This window comes from Kitasatospora sp. NPDC048298, assembly GCF_043201465.1.
Taxonomy (GTDB): Bacteria; Actinomycetota; Actinomycetes; order Streptomycetales; family Streptomycetaceae; genus Kitasatospora.
The window spans coordinates 177774-195160 of record NZ_JBICYZ010000002.1; the positions used below are offsets into that span (position 1 = coordinate 177774).

Annotated in this window: 13 protein-coding genes; 6 read left to right on the top strand and 7 right to left on the bottom strand. The window is 73.4% G+C overall.

Annotation, left to right across the window (positions count from 1 at the left end; all coding sequences use genetic code 11):
• Positions 1–126: 126 nt before the first annotated feature.
• Entirely contained in the window at positions 127–2406 is a 2280-nt protein-coding gene (locus tag ACGF0D_RS01985; protein WP_392913624.1) for an FdhF/YdeP family oxidoreductase, read from the top strand.
• Positions 2407–2487: 81 nt separating this feature from the next.
• Here ACGF0D_RS01985 and ACGF0D_RS01990 read toward each other — a convergent pair whose 3' ends face one another.
• Entirely contained in the window at positions 2488–4032 is a 1545-nt protein-coding gene (locus ACGF0D_RS01990) for an NlpC/P60 family protein (protein WP_392873187.1), read from the bottom strand.
• 337 nt (positions 4033–4369) lie between these two features.
• Between ACGF0D_RS01990 and ACGF0D_RS01995 the strand changes: the two genes are divergently transcribed.
• Together ACGF0D_RS01995 and ACGF0D_RS02000 are read left to right on the top strand one after the other, a co-directional pair.
• On the top strand, positions 4370–5548 hold the full coding sequence (locus ACGF0D_RS01995) for an anion permease (RefSeq protein ID WP_392873190.1): 1179 nt from the start codon (positions 4370–4372) through the stop codon (positions 5546–5548).
• A gap of 26 nt (positions 5549–5574) precedes the next feature.
• A complete protein-coding gene (locus tag ACGF0D_RS02000) occupies positions 5575–5829 on the top strand; it encodes a hypothetical protein (protein ID WP_392913625.1) in 255 nt (84 codons plus the stop codon).
• Between the two features lie 120 nt (positions 5830–5949).
• Here ACGF0D_RS02000 and ACGF0D_RS02005 read toward each other — a convergent pair whose 3' ends face one another.
• Together ACGF0D_RS02005 and ACGF0D_RS02010 are read right to left on the bottom strand one after the other, a co-directional pair.
• Positions 5950–7506 carry an MDR family MFS transporter gene (locus tag ACGF0D_RS02005; protein ID WP_392913626.1) on the bottom strand — a complete coding sequence of 519 codons (1557 nt, stop codon included), beginning with the start codon at positions 7504–7506 and terminating at the stop codon, positions 5950–5952.
• Between the two features lie 154 nt (positions 7507–7660).
• On the bottom strand, positions 7661–8110 hold the full coding sequence (locus ACGF0D_RS02010; protein WP_392913627.1) for a MarR family winged helix-turn-helix transcriptional regulator: 450 nt from the start codon (positions 8108–8110) through the stop codon (positions 7661–7663).
• 120 nt (positions 8111–8230) lie between these two features.
• Here ACGF0D_RS02010 and ACGF0D_RS02015 point away from each other — a divergent pair, with 120 nt between their 5' ends.
• On the top strand, positions 8231–9307 hold the full coding sequence (locus ACGF0D_RS02015) for an ABC transporter permease (RefSeq protein ID WP_392873201.1): 1077 nt from the start codon (positions 8231–8233) through the stop codon (positions 9305–9307).
• Between the two features lie 106 nt (positions 9308–9413).
• Here the strand turns inward: ACGF0D_RS02015 and ACGF0D_RS02020 are convergent, their stop codons facing one another.
• The 4 genes from ACGF0D_RS02020 to ACGF0D_RS02035 form a co-directional block, all read right to left on the bottom strand.
• Positions 9414–10604 (bottom strand): ROK family protein, encoded by a 1191-nt coding sequence (locus tag ACGF0D_RS02020; RefSeq protein ID WP_392913717.1) that lies wholly within the window; start codon positions 10602–10604, stop codon positions 9414–9416.
• 66 nt (positions 10605–10670) lie between these two features.
• Positions 10671–11240 carry a GtrA family protein gene (locus tag ACGF0D_RS02025; RefSeq protein WP_392913628.1) on the bottom strand — a complete coding sequence of 190 codons (570 nt, stop codon included), beginning with the start codon at positions 11238–11240 and terminating at the stop codon, positions 10671–10673.
• Between the two features lie 107 nt (positions 11241–11347).
• Positions 11348–13813 carry an endopeptidase La gene (gene lon, locus ACGF0D_RS02030; RefSeq protein WP_392913629.1) on the bottom strand — a complete coding sequence of 822 codons (2466 nt, stop codon included), beginning with the start codon at positions 13811–13813 and terminating at the stop codon, positions 11348–11350.
• Between the two features lie 217 nt (positions 13814–14030).
• Entirely contained in the window at positions 14031–14798 is a 768-nt protein-coding gene (locus ACGF0D_RS02035; RefSeq protein ID WP_392913630.1) for a rhomboid-like protein, read from the bottom strand.
• A 561-nt stretch (positions 14799–15359) separates the two neighbouring features.
• Between ACGF0D_RS02035 and ACGF0D_RS02040 the strand changes: the two genes are divergently transcribed.
• Entirely contained in the window at positions 15360–16097 is a 738-nt protein-coding gene (locus ACGF0D_RS02040; RefSeq protein ID WP_392874216.1) for a response regulator transcription factor, read from the top strand.
• A 92-nt stretch (positions 16098–16189) separates the two neighbouring features.
• Positions 16190–17377, top strand: a complete 1188-nt coding sequence (locus tag ACGF0D_RS02045; RefSeq protein ID WP_392873213.1) for a sensor histidine kinase — start codon at positions 16190–16192, stop codon at positions 17375–17377.
• Positions 17378–17387 lie beyond the last annotated feature (10 nt).

The following is a 17387-nucleotide window of genomic DNA, read 5'->3' on the forward strand; positions in this document are numbered from 1 at the left end:
CCGCGACGGCGACGGCCCCCCCCGCCGTGAAGACGGCCCTCCCCCTCTCGAGCAGCAGGTGGAAGGATGCACGGTGAGCCCCGCGACGGTGCGGCGGCCCGGACCAGCAGCCCGAGGAGAGCGGCCATGGCCAAGCAGGCCCCGCAGAGCGACCCGGCCCAGGACGCCCCCGAGGTGTCCGCGCCCCAGCACGCGGCCGCCGGGCTGCCCGCCGTCGGCCACAGCCTGCGGATGGCCGCCGAGCAGATGGGCGCCCGCCGCACCCTGGCCACCCTGCTCAAGGTCAACCAGCCGAACGGCTTCGACTGCCCCGGCTGCGCCTGGCCGGAGCCCGACAAGACCCACACCGCCGAGTTCTGCGAGAACGGCGCCAAGGCCGTCGCCGAGGAGGCCACCGAGCGCCGCATCCGCGCCGAGTTCTTCGCCGCCCACCCGGTCGCCGACCTGGCCGAGCGCTCCGGCTACTGGCTCGGCCAGCAGGGCCGGCTCACCCAGCCGATGCTGCTGGACGAGGGCGCCACCCACTACCGGCCGGTCTCCTGGGACGAGGCCTTCGCGCTGGTGGCCGAGGAACTCAAGGCCCTGGACACCCCGGACGGCGCCGCCTTCTACACCTCCGGCCGGACCAGCAACGAGGCCGCGTTCGCGTACCAGCTGTTCGCCCGCCGGCTCGGCACCAACAACCTGCCGGACTGCTCCAACATGTGCCACGAGTCCTCCGGCTCGGCGCTCACCGAGACGCTCGGCGTCGGCAAGGGCAGCGTCAGCCTGAAGGACCTCTACCAGGCCGACCTGATCATCGTGGCGGGCCAGAACCCGGGCACCAACCACCCCCGGATGCTCTCCGCGCTGGAGCGCGCCAAGCGGGCCGGCGCCACCATCGTCAGCGTCAACCCGCTGCCGGAGGCGGGCCTGGAGCGGTTCAAGAACCCGCAGCAGGCGCGCGGCCTGGTCGGCCACGGCACCAAGCTGACCGACCTCTTCCTGCAGATCCGCCTCGGCGGCGACCTCGCGCTGTTCCGCGCGCTGAACCGGATCGTCCTGGAGCGGGACGGCGTCGACCGCGGGTTCGTCGCCGAACACTGCCACGGCTTCGAGGAGTTCGAGGCCCAGGCGCGGACGACCGACCGCGCCGAGGTGCTCGCCGCGACCGGCCTGCCCTGGGAGCAGATCGAGGAGCTCGGCCGACTGGTCCTGAAGTCCGAGAGGATCATCGTCTGCTGGGCGATGGGCCTCACCCAGCACAAGCACTCCGTGCCGACCATCCGCGAGGTGGTCAACTTCCTGCTGCTGCGCGGCAACGTCGGCCGCCCCGGCGCCGGGGTCTGCCCGGTGCGCGGGCACAGCAACGTCCAGGGCGACCGGACGATGGGCATCTTCGAGCGCCCCACCACCGCCTTCCTGGACGCGCTGGGCGGGGAGTTCGGCTTCGAGCCGCCGCGCGAGCACGGCCTCGACTCGGTGGACACCATCCGCGCGATGCGCGACGGCAAAGTCAAGGTCTTCTTCGCGATGGGCGGCAACTTCGTCGCGGCCACCCCGGACACCGAGGTCACCGAGGCCGCGATGCGCCGCTGCCGGCTGACCGTCCACGTCTCCACCAAGCTCAACCGCTCGCACGTGGTCACCGGCGCCCGCGCCCTGATCCTGCCCACCCTGGGCCGCACCGACAAGGACGTCACCTCGCGCGGCGCCCAGTTCGTCAGCGTCGAGGACTCGATGGGCCAGGTGCACGCCTCGCGCGGCGGCCTGCGCCCGCCCGCACCCGGCCTGCTCTCCGAGACCGCGATCGTCTGCCGGCTCGCCCGCGGCGTGCTCGGGCCGCAGGACACCGTGCCGTGGGAGGACTTCGCCGAGGACTACGACACCCTGCGGGAGCGGATCGCCCGCGTCGTCCCCGGCTTCGAGGACTACAACGAGAAGGCCCGCCGCCCCGGCGGCTTCACCCTGCCGCACGGCCCCCGCGACTCCCGCACCTTCCCGACCGCGACCGGGAAGGCCAACTTCTCCGTCAACCCGCTGACCGCCCCCGAGGTCCCGCCGGGCCGGCTGCTGCTCCAGACCCTGCGCTCGCACGACCAGTACAACACCACGATCTACGGCCTCGACGACCGCTACCGCGGCATCAAGGGCGGCCGCCGGGTGGTCCTGGTCAACCCCGCGGACGCCACCGAACTCGGGCTCGCCGACGGCCTGTACGTCGACCTGGTCAGTGAGTGGAGCGACGGCGTGGAGCGCCGCGCCCCGCACTTCCGGGTCGTCCACTACCCCGTCGCCCGCGGCGGCGCGGCGGCCTACTACCCCGAGACCAACGTCCTGGTGCCGCTCGACTCCACCGCCGACGTCAGCAACACCCCCACCTCCAAGGCCGTCGTGATCCGCTTCGCCCCCGACAGCGGCGCCTGAGGCGTCCGCCGGCTCCGAACAACACGAAGGCCGCCCCGCGTCCGATGACGCGGGGCGGCCTTCGTACCGGCCGGGTGGCCGTCAGTGCGTCGGGCTGCCCAGCGGCAGCGTGGCGGTCGCGCTGCCCGGGGCCGAGGCGGTCGCCGAGCCGGTGCCGCTCGGGCCCTCCGTCGGGGTGCCCGTCCCGGTCGGGGTGGGCGTGCCGGTCCCGCTCGGGGTGCCCGGCGTCCCGGTCCCGGTCGGGGTCGGTGTCGGTGTGCCCGGCCCGGTCGGCGTGCCGGTCGAGGGCGCGGTCGGCGTGGCCGGGTCGGTCGGCGTACCCGCCCCGCCCGGAGTGGCCGGGTCGGTCGGCGTGCCCGGCACGACCGGCGGCGTCACCGCTCCGCCCGGGGCCGGCGGGGCCGGAACCTGGTTGGCCGGGCTCGGCGCGATCGGCGTGACGGAGTCCCAGCCCGCCGGGAGGTCCGGCACCTTCCACGCGCCGCCGGCGTCGTCCGCCGTGCCGGACGGGTCGGGCCGGACGGCCCCGAGGATCGCCATCGAGCCGATCGGCGAGATCTTGATGAACGCCCCGGGCCGCGGCGCCTGCACGATCAGCCCGCCGCCGATGTACATCCCGACGTGCGAGGCGTCCTGGAAGTAGATCACCAGGTCGCCGGGCCGCAGCTGGTTGAGCGCCACGTGCGGCAGCTGCGCCCACTGCTCCTGGCTGGTGCGCGGGATCGGCTTGCCGGCGTGCAGCCAGGCCTGCGAGGTGAGGCCGGAGCAGTCGTAGGCGCCCGGGCCGGTGCCGCCCCACAGGTACGGCTTGCCCAGCTGCGCCAGCGCGAAGGCCACGGCCCCGCGCCCCTGCAGCGAGGGCGTGCGCTCCCCCTTGCCGAGCGCCCCGGAGGCGAGGAACGCGAGCTGCGCCTCGTCCGCCTTGGCCTTCTCCAGCTGCTCCAGCTCGGCCCGCTGGGCGCCGGTCAGCGAGGAGACCAGCTGCTCGACCGAGGCGAGGTCGGCGGCGGCCTTGGCCTTGGCCGCGTCCTGCTGGGCGACCAGCGTCTGGGAGGTCTTCAGCGCCTCCTCGTTCTGCTTCCTCAGCCCGTCCAGCTCGTCCCGGTCGCTCTTCAGCTTGTCCAGGAACTCCGACTGGGAGCGGCTGGCCGAGGCCAGCAGCTCGGCGATGACGACCGCCTCGTACGGGTCCTTGGAGAGCAGCAGCTCGGCGTAGGCCGAGGCGGACCCGTTGCGGTACTGCGCGGCGGCGAGCTGGGAGGCGATGTCGGTGCCGGCGTCGACCTGCTTCTGCTGGCGGTCCAGCCGGCCCTGGAGGTCGGTGAGCGAGGTCTGCTGCTCCGCCACCTTGGCGACGGCGCCGTTGTACTGCTCGGTGGCGGCCTCGGCGCCCTGGTAGAGCGCGTGCAGCTGGTCGAGCAGCGGGCCGAGGGTGGCCTTGGCGGCGGCGAGCGGGTCCGCGTCGGCGGCGACCCGGCCGGTGCCCGGGTCGGGTACGGCCCAGGCGGCCTGGGCGCCCACCGGCAGTGCGAGCGCCGCGGCCGCGAGGACGGCTCCGCAGCGCAGCGCCGCCCGTACCCAGGGCCGTACGCCTGCCGTCTCCGCTCTCTGTCCCGCCCCGCCCATGACCTGGCCCTCCCCGCCGCGCACTGCCCCTGTCCCGGGTACCCGGATCCCGCAGATCCTCCCACGGGTTACTCGCCGGAAACAGGGCGCGGGCGGACTGGGAGGTTAATTCTCGATTGATCTGTGAGACAGCTCTCAGCAAACCGGGTCGAACCGGTGCGTTCTTCGCTAAAGTCCAGCTCAGCGCGCCCTGGGTCACCTTGAAGAAAGCCAATGGTCACCACGAGTCAACCATCGGAACCACGATTCCCGGCTCAGTTCACCTTCCGTTTACCCGGCAGACCTACGGTCGCGACGTCATCAACGTCCGTGCGACAACTAAGACGATTGTTTGGGTATGGAACACATCTCGTTCCTGGTGGCCGTTGTGATCATCACTGCGCTCGCCTTCGACTTCACCAACGGGTTCCACGACACCGCCAACGCGGCCGCCACCGCGATCGCGACCGGAGCCCTTCGTCCGAAGGTCGCGGTCACCATCGCGGCCCTGCTCAACTTCGCGGGCGCGTTCCTGTCCGTGAAGGTCGCCACCACCATCTCCGGCGGCATCGTCAACGAGAAGGCCGGAGTCCACCCCGAGATCATCTTCGCCGCACTGGCCGGCGCGATCCTCTGGAACCTGCTGACCTGGCTGCGCGGCCTGCCGTCCAGCTCCTCGCACGCCCTGTACGGCGGCCTGATCGGCGCCACGATCGTCGGGGTCGGCATGAACGGCGTCAACTTCGACACCGTGATCACCAAGATCCTCATCCCGGCCGTCGCCTCGCCGTTCGTCGCCGGCCTGGCGTCCTGGGGCGCCACCAAGATGGCGTACCTGATCACCCGCAAGGGCAACACCGCGGCCACCGAGAAGGGCTTCAAGACCGGCCAGGTCTTCTCCTCCTCGCTGATCTCGCTCGCGCACGGCACCAACGACGCCCAGAAGACGATGGGCATCATCACCCTGACCCTGGTCTCGGTCGGCGCCCTGCCGCACGGCGCGCTGCCGCCCACCTGGGTGATCGTCTCCGCGGGCGCCGCGATCGCGCTCGGCACCTACATGGGCGGCTGGCGCATCATCCGCTCGATGGGCAAGGGCCTGGCGGACATCCGCCCGCCGCAGGGCTTCGCCTCCGAGTCGGCCGCCGCGACCGTCATCCTGACCTCCTCGCACATGGGCTTCGGCCTCTCCACCACCCAGGTCTGCTCCGGCGGCATCATGGGCGCCGGCCTCGGCGGCCCGAAGGGCGAGCTGCGCTGGAGCCTGGTCCGCCGCATGGTCTACACCTGGGGCCTGACCCTGCCGGCCGCCGCCCTGGTCTCCGGCGGCGCGGCCCTGCTGGCCGAGCAGGGCAGCTGGGGCGTCGCCCTGGTCGGCGCCGTGCTGGTGGCCGGCGCCGGCGCGATGTGGCTGATCTCCCGCCGCCAGCCGGTCGGCGCGGACAACGTCAACGACGTCGACGTCACCCCGGTCGAGGTCGCACCGGCCGGTACCGCGAACGCCCCCACCCCCGCCTCGACCACCGTCGCGGCCTGAGCGCCCCAAGCTGAGGAGCACTCACCATGCACATCAAGTGGAACGCCCTGGCCCAGACCGCCGGGCTCAGCTTCGGCATCACCGTCGCCGTGGTCACCGTCTTCGCGCTCGGCATCCTGGCGCTGTCCCGCCGCGAGGCCGCGGTGGGCGCCGCCCGTGAGAGCGGGGGCACCGCGGGGGCCGCGGGCGGCGGCAAGCTCGCCCTGGCCGGCGCGTACGCCTGCTTCGCGCTCTGCGGCGGGGTCGTCCTCTACGGGCTGTCGCTGATCGCCGGTCACTGACCGCACGGACGTTCGGGCCGCACAGCCGGACGGCCGGACGCAGCAGAACGGGCCGGGGAGTGTCTCCACACTCCCCGGCCCGTTCGCGTATCCCGACGGCCGGTCGGTCCCGCCGGCCGGTCAGCCCTCCTGGGTGGTGGTCTTCAGTGCGGTCTCCCGGATGAACAGCACGGTGACGAAGGCCAGCGCCGCGAACGGGGCGGCCCACAGGAAGACGGTGCCGACGCCGTGGCCGAAGGCGTCCGTCACCAGCGGCACGATCGGGGCCGGCAGCTTGGCCAGGTCCGGGATGCCGCCGCCGGAGGCCGCGGGCGACGCCGGGACGTGCGCGGCGGCCAGGTTCTCGGCCAGGTAGTGGCCGACCTTGTTGGTCATCAGCGCGCCGAGCGCGGAGACGCCCATCGCGCCGCCCATGGTGCGGAAGAAGGTGACCACGGAGCTGGCCGCGCCGAGCTCGTGCCGGGGCACCGTGTTCTGCACCGCGAGCACCAGGTTCTGGCTGGTCAGGCCGAGGCCGACGCCGGTGATCGCCATGTAGACGGAGAGCAGCACGTAGTCGGTGTCGGCCCGGGCGGTGCCGAGCAGGCCGAAGCCGATGGCGAGCAGCGCGGTGCCGGAGACCAGGTAGGCCTTCCACTTGCCGTACTTGGTGATCAGCCGGCCGGCCACCGCCGAGGAGACCGCCAGGCCGAGGATCATCGGCAGGGTCATCAGGCCGGCCATGGTCGGGGACTTGGCGCGGGCCAGCTGGAAGTACTGGCTGAGGAAGGTGGTCGCGCCGTACATCCCGACGCCGACCAGCACGCTGGCGACCGCGGCCAGGGTGACGGTGCGGTACCTGAAGAGGCTCGGCGGGATGATCGGCTCGGCGGCGCGGCGCTCGATCACGATGGCCAGGGCGCCCAGCAGGACGCCGCCGCCGACCATGGCCGCGGTCTGCCAGGACAGCCAGGCGTAGTTCTTGCCGGCCAGGGTGATCCAGATCATCAGCAGGCTGACCGAGGCGGTGATGACCAGCGCGCCCAGGTAGTCGATCTTCGCCTGGCGCTTGACCACCGGCAGCTTGAGGGTGCGCTGCACCACCAGGATCGCGACCAGCGCGAACGGGATGCCGACGTAGAAGCACCAGCGCCAGCCCAGCCAGGGGGTGTCCACGATGACGCCGCCGATCAGCGGCCCGCCGATGGTGGCGAGCGCGAAGACCGCGCCGAAGTAGCCGCTGTAGCGGCCGCGCTCGCGCGCGGGGACCATCGCGGCCAGGCAGATCTGGCCGAGCGCCACGACACCGCCGGCGCCGATGCCCTGGAGCGCGCGGCAGGCGATCAGCTCGCCGGTGTTCTGCGAGAGGCCGGCCAGCGCCGAGGTGCCGACGTAGATCAGCAGCGCGATCTGGAGCAGCAGCTTCTTGCTGACGAGGTCGGAGAGCTTGCCCCAGATCGGGGTGGAGGCGGTGAGGCTGAGCAGGGCCGCGGTGATCACCCAGGTGTAGGCGGACTGGCCGCCGTGCAGGTCGGCCAGGATGTGCGGCAGGGCGTTGGAGACGACGGTCGAGGAGAGCACGGCCACGAAGAGGCCGAGCAGCAGGCCGGAGAGGGCCTCCATCACCTGCCGGTGCGTCATCTGTTGACTGTCGGCCGCGGCGGCGGTTCCGCTCGCGGCCTCGGTGGTCACGGTCATCTGGGTCCTTCGGCGAGGCGCGCGGGATACGCGGATCATGAAATTTCGTTGCCGTAAGCAACCATAAGACGAGATGGTTGAGTTAGGCAACTTTCTTCAAGGGAAAGTAAAGCCCGCAGGTGCGGGCCCGCTCACGCCGCCGACGACCGCCCGGTCACTCGGCCGCCGGCTCCTCCAGCACGTCGTTGAAGCGGTGCAGCAGCTCCGCGAAGCGGCTCACGTCCTCCGACGACCAGCCGCCCATCACCTCGCGCACCCGCCGCATCCGGGCGTCGTGCGCGACCAGGTAGCGCCGCCGCCCGTCCCCGGTGAGCGAGACCAGCGCGGACCGGCGGTCCAGCGGGTCCGTCTCCCGGGCCACCAGGCCCAGCTCCTCCAGCGTCCGGATCTGCCGGCTCACCGTCGCCTTGCCGATCGAGAAGTGCACGCCGACGTCGGTCACCCGTACCGGCCCGGCCTGCTCGATGTAGCCGAGCAGGCTGTACGCCATCCCCTCCAGTCCGGGGTGCACCCGCCGTGAGAGTTCCGCCACTCTGGCCCGGCCCCGCCGGAACATCAGCGCGACCTCGCGCTCCACCGCCACCAGGGCTTCCTCGTCGCTCACCGCGCCAGTATCGCGCAGTGGCACCGGCCACGGTCCGGCGCGGCCGGTGCGACAAGCCAACTACTTCATGGTATGAAGTATCGGTTCTGGAAGGACCGTTTTTCCCCGTTACGCAAGGAGATGTGGATGGCAGCCCCGGGGCAGGGTTTCGTCGCCGAACTGAAGAGTGCGGTCACCCCGCGCGCGGCACTGCTCGTGATCGGCGTGCTGCTGCTCCAGCTCGGCTTCATCACCTCCTACATCGGGGCGCTGCACAAGCCGGCCCCGCAGAACCTCTCCATCGCGGTGGTCGCCCCGCCGCAGGTCACCCCGAAGCTGGTCGGCGCCCTGGAGTCGGTGCCGAACGACGCCGTCCGGGCCGTCACCGCGCCGGACGCCGAGACGGCGATCCAGCAGATCAAGGACCAGAAGCTCTACGCCGCGCTGGTCGTGAACCCGACCTCCACCCAGGACACCCTGCTGGTGGCCAACGCCCGCGGCACCGCCGCCGCCAAGGCCGCCGAGAGCATCACCACCGCGATCGACCAGAGCCAGGGCCGTACGGTCAAGGTCCAGGACGTGGTGCCGCTCGCCAAGGGCGACAACAACGGCCTCTCCGCCTTCTACCTGGTGATCGGCTGGTGCGTCGGCGGCTACCTGGTCGCCTCGATCCTCGGCATCAGCGCGGGCTCCAAGCCGGCCAACGTCCACCGCCTGCTGATCCGCCTCGGCGTCCTCGCGGTGTACTCGATCGGGGCCGGCGCCCTCGGCACGATGATCGCCGGGCCGGTGCTGGACGCCCTGCCGGGCTCGGTGCTCGCCCTCAGCGCCATCGGCGCCCTGGTGGTGTTCACGGTCGGCGCGTTCACCATGGCCCTGCAGTGCCTGTTCGACATCCTCGGCATCGGCGTCGCGGTGCTGATCTTCGTGGTGCTCGGCAACCCCAGCGCGGGCGGGGTCTACCCGGCTCCGATGACGCCGCCGTTCTGGCGGGCGATCGGCTCCTGGCTCCCGAACGGCGCCGGCACCACCGCCACCAAGTCGATCGCCTACTTCGACTCCACCAACCTGGGGATGCCGATCCTGGTCATGGTGGTCTGGGCGCTGATCGGCATCGGCGTCGCCCTGCTGGCCGTGCTGCGCGGCCCGCGCTCCGGCGGCCGCGAGCTGGTCTCCGAGGAGACCGAGAGCGGGACCGAGGCCGCGGCCAAGGCCTGAGTCGCCCGCCGCTGATCGTCACCGGGCCCCCGGCCGCCACGGCCGGGGGCTCGCACGCTTTCCGACCCCCGTCTTCCGAGGCCCCCGCGTTCCGGGCCCTTGCGGTTCAGGCCCCCGTGCCCGCCCCGAGCGTTCCCGGGTCGGCCAGGACGGCCCGGACGACCCGCGCCGCCGCGCCCAGCAGCGGGCCCCGCCGGCCCAGCCGGGAGACCGTCAGCCGGTCCCCGGACCAGGGCCGCACCGCCACTCGGGCGGTCAGTTCGGCCCGCATCGCGGGCAGCAGCCAGGGCGCCAGCCGGGCGTAGCCGCCGCCCAGCACCACCTCGGTCGGGTCCAGCAGGTTGACCGCGCCGGCGGCCGCGGTGCCGAGCGCCGCACCGGCCCCGGCCAGCGCCGCGAGGGCGGCCGTGTCCCCGGCCCCGGCGCGGTCGGCGAGCAGCGTCACCCAGTCGCCCCGGGCTCCGGTCAGGCCGGCCGCCCGCAGCACCGCCGCCTCGCCCGCGTACTGCTCCAGGCAACCGCGCGCCCCGCAGGCGCAGGCGGGTCCGTCCGGGTGGACCGGCACGTGGCCGAACTCGCCGGCGTAGCCGCCGGCCCCGCGCAGCAGCCGGCCGCCGACCACGATCGCCGCACCGACCCCGGCCTCGGCGGAGACGTACAGGAAGTTCTCCGGGCCCTCGCCCAGCCAGCGCTCGGCCAGTCCGCCGAGGTTGGCCTCGTTGTCCGCCTCGATCGGCAGCTCGGCCAGGCCGTCGCCGACCGGGCCCGGCCCGGCCGCCCGCAGCGCCGGGCGCAGCGCGGCGGCCAGCGGGATGTCCCGCCAGCCGAGGTTGGCGGCCCGCCGGAGCACCCCGCCGGAGCCGCCGACCAGCCCGGGCACGGCCAGGGTGAGTCCGGCCGGGCGCAGCCCCGACGCGGCGACGGCCTCGTGCAGCAGGTGGGCGAGCTCGGCCATCACGGCGGCGGGCTCGCGGCCGTGGTTGGAGACCTCCCGGCGCCGCCAGGCGCGGACCTCCCCGCGCAGGTCGACCACGCAGGCGCCCAGGTGCCGCACCCCGATCTCGGCCCCGAGGCCGCCGGGCCCGGCCGGGTTGAGGCCGAGCGCGGTGCCGGGGCGGCCGACCTTGCCGCTGGGCGCGGCGGGGCCCTCCTCGACCACCAGGCCGGCGGCGATCAGCTGTTCGGCGAGGGAGGAGACGGCGGCCCTGGTCAGCCCCGTCCCGGCGGCCACCTCGGCGCGCGAGCGCGGTCCGCTCGCGATCGTGCCGAGCACCAGGGCCAGGTTGGCCCGGCGCATCCCCTGCTGGCTGGCGGGCCCGGTCCGAACGGGGTCCGGCTCCTGCACAAGGCTCACCTCGCCCCTCTACGGCACGTCCCGTGGCATCTCGGGTGCAGCGTAACCGGGTTCCCGGGGCGCCGTCGTCGGTGCCGGGACGGGCCGACCGGGGGTCGGCCGGGCGGACGGGGCGAAGACCCACCGCCGCATCGCCCAGTAGCGGAACACCATCGCCGCGAAGGTGCCGACGACGATGCCGCTGAGGAAGTCCGCGACCTCCTGCCCGACGGGGTCGACGTACGGCTCGCGCAGGTCCAGGAGGTACCGGGAGACCGCCAGCGGTACGTCGTTGACGACGATCGCCACCGCGCTGACCAGGACGAACATCAGCGCCTCGCGCCGGCTGCCGGCGGCCCGGAAGGCCCAGCGGCGGTTCAGCACGTACGAGACGACGGTGCCGATCACGGTCGCGACGGTCAGCGCGACCACCGGCTTGTGCTGCAGCACGGTGAGCTTGAGCTCGAAGTTGACCAGCGTGGTGAGCACGAAGCAGCCGCTCCCGACCAGCAGGAACTTCACCAGCCGGCGGTGCCGCACCACGAAGGGGCGCAGCCGGTCGGGCACCCGGGCCAGGGCGCGCTGCGTGGGTGACGGCATCTCCGCAGTCTCGCACGCGGGGATGCCGTCGGCCCGTCAGATCGCCGCCGTCCGCCCGGGCCGGCGCCGGGTGCCCGGGCCGCCACCGCGGCGGCCCGGGCTCCCGGTCAGGCGGCCACCAGCACCGCGGCCCCGGCCGGCTCCAGCGCCAGCTCCAGCACCTCCCGCACGTCCGCCACCGGGTGGACGGCGAGCCGCTCCAGCACCTCGGCCGGGACGTCGTCCAGGTCGGCCTCGTTGCGCCTGGGGATGATCACCGTGGTGATCCCGGCCCGGTCGGCGGCCAGCAGCTTCTGCTTCAGCCCGCCGATCGGCAGCACCCGCCCAGTCAGCGACACCTCGCCGGTCATCGCCACGTCGGTGCGCACCTTGCGGCCGGAGAGCAGCGAGGCCAGCGCCGTGGTCATGGTGATGCCGGCGCTCGGCCCGTCCTTGGGGACGGCCCCGGCCGGGATGTGCAGGTGCACGCCGCGGTCGCGCAGCGAGGTGACCGGCAGCTCCAGCTCGGCGCCGCGCGAGCGCAGGTAGGAGAGCGCGATGTGCGCGGACTCCTTCATCACGTCGCCCAGCTGCCCGGTGAGGGTCAGCCCGGTGCCGCCGGTCTCGGCGTCGGCCAGCGAGGCCTCGATGTAGAGGACGTCGCCGCCGGCGCCCGTCACCGCGAGGCCGGTGGCCACGCCGGGGACGGCGGTGCGGCGCTCGGCCGGCGCCTGGGCGGACTCCGGCACGTGGTGCGGCCGGCCGATCAGGGCGCGCAGGTCCTGCGCGCCGACGGAGACGGGCAGCTCGCGCTCGCCCAGCTCGGCCTGCGCGGCGATCTTGCGCAGCACCCGGGCGATCGAGCGCTCCAGGTTCCGGACGCCCGCCTCCCTGGTGTACTCCCCGGCGAGCCCGCGCAGCGCCGACTCGTCCACGGTGACCTGCTCGCCGTTCAGACCGGCCCGCTCCAGCTGGCGCGGGAGCAGGTGGTCCCGGGCGATGACGATCTTCTCGTCCTCGGTGTAGCCGTCCAGCCGGACCAGCTCCATCCGGTCGAGCAGCGGCTCGGGGATGGCCTCCAGCACGTTGGCGGTGGCGAGGAAGACGACGTCGGAGAGGTCGAGCTCGACCTCCAGGTAGTGGTCCCTGAAGGTGTGGTTCTGTGCCGGGTCCAGCACCTCCAGCAGGGCGGCCGCCGGGTCTCCCCGGTGGTCGGAGCCGACCTTGTCGATCTCGTCCAGCAGGACGACCGGGTTCATCGAGCCGGCCTCCTTGATCGCCCGCACCAGCCGGCCGGCCTGCGCGCCGACGTAGGTGCGCCGGTGGCCGCGGATCTCCGCCTCGTCCCGGACGCCGCCGAGCGCGACCCGGACGAAGGAGCGGCCCATGGCGCGGGCCACCGACTCGCCGAGCGAGGTCTTGCCGACGCCGGGCGGGCCGACCAGGGCCAGCACCGCGCCGCCCGCCCGCCGCCCACCGCCACCCTTCTCGGGATGGGCTTCGCCCTGCACCTCCTTGATGCCGCCGACCGGCCCGAGCCCCTGGTCGGCCCGGCGCTTGCGGACGGCCAGGTACTCGACGATCCGGTCCTTCACGTCGGCCAGGCCGGCGTGGTCGGCGTCCAGCACCGCGCGGGCGCCGGCGATGTCGTACGCGTCCTCGGTGCGCTCGTTCCAGGGCAGCTCCAGGACGGTGTCCAGCCAGGTGCGGATCCAGGAGCCCTCGGGAGACTGGTCGGAGGCGCGCTCCAGCTTGTCGACCTCCTTGAGCGCGGCCTCGCGGACCTTCTCGGGGAGGTCGGCGGCCTCGACCCGGGCGCGGTAGTCGCCCTCCTCGTCGGCGGCCTCGCCGTTCAGCTCGGCCAGTTCCTTGCGGACGGCCTCCAGCTGGCGGCGGAGCAGGAACTCCTTCTGCTGCTTGGCCACGCCCTCCTCGACGTCCTTGCGGATGGTGTCGTTGACCTCCTCCTCGGCGAGGTGGTCGCGCAGCAGGGTGAGCGCGTACTCCAGACGGGCGACCTGGTCGGCCTCCAGCAGCACCTTGAGCTTCTGCTCGGCGGTGGCGAAGGGCGCGTAGCCGATGTTGTCGGCGAGCTCGCCGACGACGTCGATCCGGTCGACCCGGTCGACGATCTGCCAGGCGCCGCGCTTGCGCAGCCACTGGGTGGACAGCGCCTTGTACTCCCTGACCAGCTCGGCGGCCCGGCCGGCCACCGGGGTGCCCACCGAGGACTCCCGGAACGGCGTGGTCTCCACCCAGAGGGCGGCGCCGGGGCCGGTGGTGCCGACCCCGATCCGGAGCCGGCGCACGGCGCGCACCAGCGCGGCCGACTGCAACAGCGTGTTGGGGCCGTCGGCCAGCCGGCCGACCTGCTCCACGGTGGCCAGCGTGCCGACCGCCGCGTACGAGCCGTCCACCCGCGGGACCAGCAGGACCTGCGGCTTGCCGTTGCCGGTGGCGGCGGCCCGGGCGGCCTCGACCGCGGCGCGCACCTCGGTGTCCTTCAGGTCCAGCGGGACCACCATGCCCGGCAGGACGACCTCGTCGTCGAGCGGCAGCACGGGCAGGGTGAGCGGTGTGGACGTCGATGCCATGATCTCTCCCCAGTCAGCGAACTTGAGTCGACCTGACTAAGGCCTGGCGGCCGCCGGATGTTCCCGACGCTCTGTTCGCTGTGAGCGAACGGGATGCGGTACGAAAAGCCCTTCCCGCGACCGCGTCAAAAGGAGGCCAAGAGGAGGCCAAGGACTCCTGGGGAAGTCCTGACAGACGAGCGCCCGAGCCTGGGTGAACCCCGACCGGGCGACGGCGTCAACGCACCGCCCGCACCCGCGCCGGCGCACCGCCGGGGGCCGTCGCGGCGACCGGACTCGGCCTGGACGGGCGCCGCTCGACCCGGCGCAGCCAGCGCCACAGCGCGACCCCGGTCAGCACCGCGGCCGGGTGCCCCACCCCGGTGATCACGTCCCGGTCGGAGGCGATCTGCTCGGCGATCATCAGCCCGGCACCGCCCAGCGCCAGCAGCCGCCCGCGCCAGGAGAGCAGCCCGGCCACCGCGCCCAGGCAGGCGAGCACGCCGTAGCTGACCCCGATGTCCAGGTAGTCCATCGCCTCGGGCGCCATCCGCCCGGTCTCCACCGCGGTGATCACCACACCCTGGGAGAGCAGCGTCGCGGCGACATGCCCGGCCGCGAACACCGCCGCCGCCCGGGCCGGACCGACCCTGCGCTCCAGCGGCGCGAGGGTGAGGGCGAATCCCCACAGGTACGGCATCCACACCTCGCCGGCCACCCAGAATCCGCTCAGCACAAGAGCGCGCAAAGGGTGCTGGAGCAGGTTGTGCCCGTCCGAACTGGACGCCTCCTGCAGACGCTGGACGAGTTCCGGATCGGCGAGCCTCGCGAAGGTCGTGGTGGCTCCCACGACGGCGAGGTATCCGATGGTGAAGGGCGTTCTCCGGGGTGTCGGCACCCGTTCCAGCAGCCATTCCACGACGCCGGCGCGCAGCCCAAGGCGGAGCATTCCGTACGGCGCCCCCGCGGCCCCGAACCCCTCGGCGCCCCGCCCGAGTCCCGCCATGCCGCCTCCGCTCCACGCCGCAGCCACCGACTCCTCGTCAGGTGCCCAACGTACCGGCGCGCGCCGCGGATTCCGCCCGGTCGGGTCTTGTCGCGGCCACGGTACGTCGAGGTTCTGAGAGGCACCTGGGAAAAGCCCGTGAAGACGGTCGCCGCGGCGGACCGCCGGATTCCCGACATTGGTCCAGACCTTCTCCCCCACAACGCGGCAACAGGGCCTCTGACCGGCGCCTTGGCGTCAACTGGACTGCATACGTACCGTTACGCAGAGAAAATTCGCCGGGTAAGGTATCGGCCCGTGCCCACTCGTGCAGTGGGTCCGAGGGCGGCCCGAGAGCCGGCCCACGGGCCGGAAACGTCCGGTCCACCTGCCGGGAAGCATCCGCTGTCCGTACGCTGCGAAGTGCGCGGGAGAAGTGGGCGGCCGACCATCCGTCCCCGTCTCCCGATCGCGCGGCGGGACGGCGGACCCGGCACAGTCCACGACGGAACAAGACTACGAGCGGAGCCCCGCCATCCCCACAGGTGGCCGGCCCGCAGCCCTGGGGGCGGTGGCGTGACCGTGACAGAAATCCAGCAGGACAACCAGCACACCGGTGGCACTGTGAGCAGCCAGCGCAGAGTACTGGTGGTGGAGGACGAGCCCACGATCGCCGAGTCGATCGCCGCCCGGCTGGGCGCCGAGGGCTTCAAGGTCGCCGTGGCCCACGACGGCCCCGGCGCGGTCGACGGCTTCCACACCTGGCAGCCGGACCTGGTCGTCCTCGACATCATGCTGCCCGGCTTCGACGGCCTGGAGGTGTGCCGCCGGATCCAGGCCCAGCGCCCGGTGCCGGTGCTGATGCTGACCGCCCGCGACGACGAGACGGACCTGCTGGTCGGCCTCGGCGTGGGCGCGGACGACTACATGACCAAGCCGTTCTCGATGCGCGAACTGGCCGCCCGCGTCAACGTCCTGCTGCGCCGCGTGGAGCGCGCCCAGCAGGCCGCCCGCACGCCCGCCCTGGGCAGCCTGCGGTTCGGCGAGCTGGAGATCGACCACGTGCAGCGCCGGGTCCGGCTGGCCTCGGGCGACGTCCACCTGACGCCGACCGAGTTCGACCTGCTCGCCTGCCTGGCCGCCCAGCCGCGCGCCGTGCTCACCCGCGAGCAGCTGCTGGCCGAGGTCTGGGACTGGACCGACGCCTCCGGCACCCGCACCGTCGACAGCCACGTCAAGGCGCTGCGCCGGAAGATCGGCGCCAGCTGGATCCGCACCGTCCACGGCGTCGGCTACGCGCTGGAAGCACCGCTCTCCTAGCGTTCGCCTCACGGGCGACGGGCCACCGGGGGGCCCGTGTCCGGACGACGCCGTGCCACCACGCGGGGGACAACGCGGGACCACAGGGGACAATGACCTTTCCACAGCAACGCAACGGGGAATCCGACGGCACGCGGCAGCAGAACCTGGCCGCCCGCGCCGCCCGCCGGGTCTGGGCCGACATCCGGCCGCTCGACCCGGTCCGCTCGATCAAGGGCAAACTCGCCCTGCTCGTGATCGTCTCCGTGTTCCTGGCCACCGGGATGGTGGTCGTGGCGATCCGGTCCGAGACCCAGATCCGGATCATCGTGGTCTTCTCCATGATCGCCTCGCTGCTCTTCATGCAGTTCCTCGCGCACGGGCTCACCGCCCCCCTGCGCGAGATGACGGCCGCCGCCCGCGCGATGGCCTCCGGCGACTACAGCCGCCGGGTCGAGGCGAGCTCACGCGACGAGATCGGCGAGCTGGCGGCCGCCTTCAACGCCATGGCCGCCGACCTCCAGGCCGCCGACCGGCACCGCCGCGAGCTGGTCGCCAACGTCTCGCACGAGCTGCGCACGCCGATCGCCGCGCTGCGCGCCGTCCTGGAGAACGTGGTGGACGGCGTCGTCCAGCCCAATCCGGCCACCCTGGAGGCGGCGCTGGAGCAGACCGAGCGGCTCGGCCGGCTGGTCACCCACCTGCTCGACCTCTCCAAGATCGACGACGGCGTGGTCGACCTGGACGCCCGCCCCTTCGAGGTGCGCGAGTTCCTGGACGGCGTGCTGCGCGGGGTCACCGTGGACGGCGCGACGGCCGGCGGCGCCTTCTCCCGGCGCGGGGACGTCCGGCTGGCCCTGGAGGTCAGCCCGACCGGCCTGACCGGCGTGGCGGACCCCGAACGGCTGCACCAGGTGGTCGCCAACCTGGTCGACAACGCCTGCAAGCACTCCCCGCCCGGCGGCACCGTGACGGTGCGGGCGAGACCGGAGGGCGAGCCGGGCGGCCTGCTGCTGGAGGTCGAGGACGAGGGTCCCGGCATCCCGCCGGCCGACCGCACCCGGGTCTTCGAGCGGTTCGGCCGCAGCGGCACCGCCACCGCCGCCGGGCCGGGCGCGGACGGCGGCACCGGGCTGGGCCTGGCCATCGCCCGCTGGGCGGTGGACCTGCACGGCGGGCGGATCGCGGTGGCCGAGTCCCCGCGCGGCTGCCGGATCGAGGTCCGGCTTCCGGGGCAGCGCCAGGGTGACGGTCGGGACATTTGTCACAGATCCGACACAGACGCATACGAAGATCGTTAAAGGATTCGAC

Bases quoted from the DNA above. Each gene is read 5' to 3' on its own strand.
- lon (WP_392913629.1), bottom strand. From the start codon at position 13,813: ATGGCATCGACGTCCACACCGCTCACCCTGCCCGTGCTGCCGCTCGAC.
- ACGF0D_RS02045 (WP_392873213.1), top strand. From the start codon at position 16,190: ATGACCTTTCCACAGCAACGCAACGGGGAATCCGACGGCACGCGGCAG.
- ACGF0D_RS02005 (WP_392913626.1), bottom strand. From the start codon at position 7,506: ATGACCGTGACCACCGAGGCCGCGAGCGGAACCGCCGCCGCGGCCGAC.
- ACGF0D_RS01990 (WP_392873187.1), bottom strand. From the start codon at position 4,032: ATGGGCGGGGCGGGACAGAGAGCGGAGACGGCAGGCGTACGGCCCTGG.
- ACGF0D_RS01985 (WP_392913624.1), top strand. From the start codon at position 127: ATGGCCAAGCAGGCCCCGCAGAGCGACCCGGCCCAGGACGCCCCCGAG.
- ACGF0D_RS02035 (WP_392913630.1), bottom strand. From the start codon at position 14,798: ATGGCGGGACTCGGGCGGGGCGCCGAGGGGTTCGGGGCCGCGGGGGCG.
- ACGF0D_RS02015 (WP_392873201.1), top strand. From the start codon at position 8,231: ATGTGGATGGCAGCCCCGGGGCAGGGTTTCGTCGCCGAACTGAAGAGT.
- ACGF0D_RS01995 (WP_392873190.1), top strand. From the start codon at position 4,370: ATGGAACACATCTCGTTCCTGGTGGCCGTTGTGATCATCACTGCGCTC.
- ACGF0D_RS02020 (WP_392913717.1), bottom strand. From the start codon at position 10,604: ATGCGCCGGGCCAACCTGGCCCTGGTGCTCGGCACGATCGCGAGCGGA.
- ACGF0D_RS02025 (WP_392913628.1), bottom strand. From the start codon at position 11,240: ATGCCGTCACCCACGCAGCGCGCCCTGGCCCGGGTGCCCGACCGGCTG.
- ACGF0D_RS02000 (WP_392913625.1), top strand. From the start codon at position 5,575: ATGCACATCAAGTGGAACGCCCTGGCCCAGACCGCCGGGCTCAGCTTC.